Below are 3,675 nucleotides of genomic sequence, written 5' to 3'. Positions count from 1 at the left end.
GCGGGTGGTGGGCGCCCCCGCCCCACAGCTTGGTGGGCCGCGGCCGCCACTCACCGGTCTCCGTCGCCAGCCGGATCGCGTCCCACAGCGCCAGCAGCTTGCGCTCGACCCGCTCCAGGTCGGCGACGACCGGGTCGTACGTCAGCACGTCCCCGCTGCCCAGGTAGACCAGTTGCAGCCGGCGGGGGACCACCTTCTTCAGCCGCCACACCACCAGGGCGTAGAACTTCATCTGGAACAGCGCGCCCTCGGAGTACTCGGGCCGGGGCGCCTTGCCGGTCTTGTAGTCGACGATCCGCACCTCACCGGTGGGCGCCACGTCGACCCGGTCGATGATGCCGCGCAGCCGCAGCCCCGACGCCAGCTCCGTCTCGACGAACAGTTCCCGCTCGGCGGGCTCGAGCCGGCTCGGGTCCTCCAGCGTGAACCAGCGCTCCACCAGCCGCTCCGCCTCGGCCAGCCAGCGGGCCAGCCGCTCGCCCTCCGGGTCGTCGGCGAACAGCTCCACCACCTCGGGCCTGGTCTCGCGCAGCCGGTCCCACTGGCCGGGCACCAGCGCCTTGGCCCGCGGCGGGGTGCGCTCGGCCGCCGGGGCGTCGAAGAGCCGCTCGAGCACCGCGTGCACCAGCGTGCCCCGGGTCGCGGCCTCGCTCGGCTTCTCCGGGAGCCGGTCGATCACCCGGAACCGGTACAGCAGCGGACACTGCATGAAGTCACCGGCCCGCGAGGGCGACAAGGAGGCAGGCGCTATGGCGGCCCGCGGGGCGGTCCCGGACCCGAGGACCGGGCCCGCCGCGACCGTCACTGCCTCGTCCGCCACGGGCGCCGTCGGTCCCGCGACGCCCTCCACCGCACCCTCGATGCTCGTCTCCATGCCCCAGACCCTACGGCCCGCCACTGACAGTGACCCAGCCGCGGCGGTGCCGCCCGGGACGCGGGACGAGCACTGGGGTGCCGGGGCGGGCCGGGGCGCCGGGGCCGCATACCATCGACGTGAGACCCTTCCGCCCGGCAGGAGCGGAAGACGCTTCGAACGAGGGGAAACCGTGGACGTGAGCGGCGGGAGCGGGCAGCCGCGGTCCGGCAGCGACGAGTCGGCCGAGCCCCACGCGGGGCCCCCGGTCACCGGCCCCGCGCGCCCCGGCCGGCCCCCGAACGGCGGCACCGGCCACCCCGACCCCCACGCCCGGCAAGCACCGGACCCCGACGGCACGGAACAGGCCCCGGCGACTCCGGGCGACGGCAGCACGGAGAAGGGACCGCACGACTCAGGCACCGGCGACGGCACGGACAGCGGGCCGTACGTTCCCGGCACTGGTCCCGAGACGGGGCCGTACGTTCCCGGCGACGGCACGGACAGCGGGCCGTACGGCTCCGGCACTGGTACCGAGAAGGGGCCGTACGTCCCCGGCCCGGACCCCCGCACGCACGCGCGGTCGGACGGCGGCGGCCCCGAGCGCCCGCCGCGCCGCCCCCGCGAACCCGGCGGCGGCCTGCTGATGGGCCGCCCCTTCGGCGTCCCCGTCTACGTCGCCCCCAGCTGGTTCCTGGTCGCCGCCCTGATCACCTGGGTGTTCGGCGGCCAGCTCGACCGCGTCCTGCCCGAGCTGGGCGCCGCCCGCTACCTGGTCTCCCTCTTCTTCGCGGTCGCCTTCTACGCCTCCGTCCTCGTCCACGAACTCGCCCACACCGTCGCCGCCCTCCGCTTCAGACTCCCGGTCCGCCGCATCCAGCTCCAGTTCTTCGGCGGCGTCTCCGAGATCGAGAAGGAGGCCGAGACCCCCGGCCGCGAGTTCGTGCTGGCCTTCGTCGGCCCGCTGCTCTCCCTCGTCCTGGCCGGCGTCTTCTACCTCGCCCTGCTGCCCGTCGAGCCCGGCACCGTCCCCGGCGTCCTGCTGGCCGGCCTGATGATCTCCAACCTCATCGTGGCCGTCTTCAACCTGCTCCCCGGCCTCCCCCTGGACGGCGGCCGGATGCTCCGCGCCGTGGTCTGGAAGATCACCGGCAAGCCGATGAGCGGCACCGTCGCCGCCGCCTGGGTCGGCCGCGCCCTCGCCATCGCCGTCCTGATCGGCCTGCCGCTGCTCACCCAGGCCGGCGCCCTCGGCTCAGACGCGGTGGACAACGTCGGCATGGACACCGTCATGGACGCCCTGCTGGCCGCCATCCTCGCCGCGATCATCTGGACCGGTGCCGGCAACAGCCTGCGCATGGCCCGGCTGCGCGAACACCTCCCCGAACTGCGCGCCCGCAACCTCACCCGGCGCGCCGTTCCGGTCGAGACCGACACCCCGCTCTCCGAGGCGCTGCGCCGGGCCAACGCGGCCGGCGCCCGCGCCCTGGTCGTCGTCGACCCCGAGGGCACCCCGCTCTCCCTGGTCCGCGAGGCCGCCATCGTCGGCGTACCCGAGCACCGCCGCCCCTGGGTCGCCGTCAGCGGCCTGGCCCAGGACCTCACCGACGGCATGCGCGTCTCCGCCGAGCTGGCCGGCGAGGAACTCCTCGACGCCCTGCGCGCCACCCCCGCCACCGAGTACCTGGTCACCGAGGACACCGGCGAGATCTACGGCGTCCTGTCCGCCGCCGACGTGGAACGCGCCTTCGTGAAGGCGATGGCCCGACCCAGCTGAGAGCACCGCTCTCCTAAAGCGGTGCTCGGCACGCACATGGTCGGTAGGTATCCGAAACGCCGGTAGGCTGGTCACATGTCCGAACCGACCGGTGCCGCCCGCAGGCGCGGGCCCTTCAAGGTCGGGGACCAGGTTCAGCTGACCGACCCCAAGGGCCGCCACTACACGTTCACGCTCGAGGCCGGGAAGAACTTCCACACCCACAAGGGTTCCTTCCCGCACGACGAACTGATCGGTGCTCCCGAGGGCAGCGTTGTCCGTACCACCGGGAACGTCGCCTACCTCGCGCTGCGCCCCCTGCTCCCCGACTACGTCCTGTCCATGCCCCGCGGCGCCGCCGTGGTCTACCCCAAGGACGCGGGGCAGATCCTCGCCTTCGCCGACATCTTCCCCGGCGCCCGCGTCGTCGAGGCCGGTGTCGGCTCCGGCTCGCTCAGCAGCTTCCTGCTGCGCGCCATCGGCGACCAGGGCATGCTGCACTCCTACGAGCGCCGCGAGGACTTCGCCGACATCGCCCGCGGCAACGTGGAGCGCTACTTCGGCGGCCCGCACCCCGCCTGGCAGCTCACCGTCGGCGACCTCCAGGACAACCTGTCCGACACCGACGTCGACCGCGTCATCCTGGACATGCTCGCCCCCTGGGAGTGCCTGGAGGCCGTCTCCAAGGCCCTCGTCCCCGGCGGCATCCTGTGCTGCTACGTCGCCACCACCACCCAGCTCGCCCGGACCGTGGAGTCCATCCGCGAGATCGGCTCCTTCAACGAGCCGACCTCCTGGGAGACCATGATCCGCAACTGGCACGTCGAGGGCCTGGCCGTCCGCCCGGACCACCGGATGATCGGCCACACCGGCTTCCTGCTCACCGCCCGCCGCCTCGCCGACGGCGTCGAGCCGCCCATGCGCCGCCGCCGCCCCGCCAAGGGCGCCTACGGCGAGGACTACACCGGCCCCAACGCCGACGGAGGCAGCGGCCGCTGACCGGCCCGTCACCGACACAACGCGGCGACGCCGTGGCGGAGTTCCCGGACCGACCGGGGAACTCCGC

Annotated in this window: 3 protein-coding genes; 2 read left to right on the top strand and 1 reads right to left on the bottom strand. The window is 73.9% G+C overall.

Annotation, left to right across the window (positions count from 1 at the left end; genetic code table 11):
- Positions 1-874, bottom strand: an 874-nt coding sequence (locus tag ACTT8P_RS37960) for a RecB family exonuclease (RefSeq protein ID WP_442836350.1), incomplete at its 3' end; no start/stop codon positions are given.
- Positions 875-1,046: 172 nt separating this feature from the next.
- On the opposite strand from ACTT8P_RS37960, the gene ACTT8P_RS37955 reads away from it, so the two are divergent.
- Positions 1,047-2,630 (top strand): site-2 protease family protein, encoded by a 1,584-nt coding sequence (locus ACTT8P_RS37955; RefSeq protein ID WP_442836349.1) that lies wholly within the window; start codon positions 1,047-1,049, stop codon positions 2,628-2,630.
- A 75-nt stretch (positions 2,631-2,705) separates the two neighbouring features.
- A complete protein-coding gene (locus ACTT8P_RS37950) occupies positions 2,706-3,608 on the top strand; it encodes a tRNA (adenine-N1)-methyltransferase (RefSeq protein ID WP_361171686.1) in 903 nt (300 codons plus the stop codon).
- Positions 3,609-3,675: the final 67 nt, after the last annotated feature.

This window comes from Streptomyces sp. JW3, assembly GCF_052216785.1.
In the GTDB taxonomy this organism is placed as follows: domain Bacteria; phylum Actinomycetota; class Actinomycetes; order Streptomycetales; family Streptomycetaceae; genus Streptomyces.
The sequence above is the reverse complement of the archived record's forward strand: the minus strand, read 5'-3'. Positions and strand labels throughout refer to the sequence as shown.

Coding starts and splice junctions, on each gene's coding strand:
- ACTT8P_RS37950 (WP_361171686.1), top strand. CDS start 2,706: ATGTCCGAACCGACCGGTGCCGCCCGCAGGCGCGGGCCCTTCAAGGTC.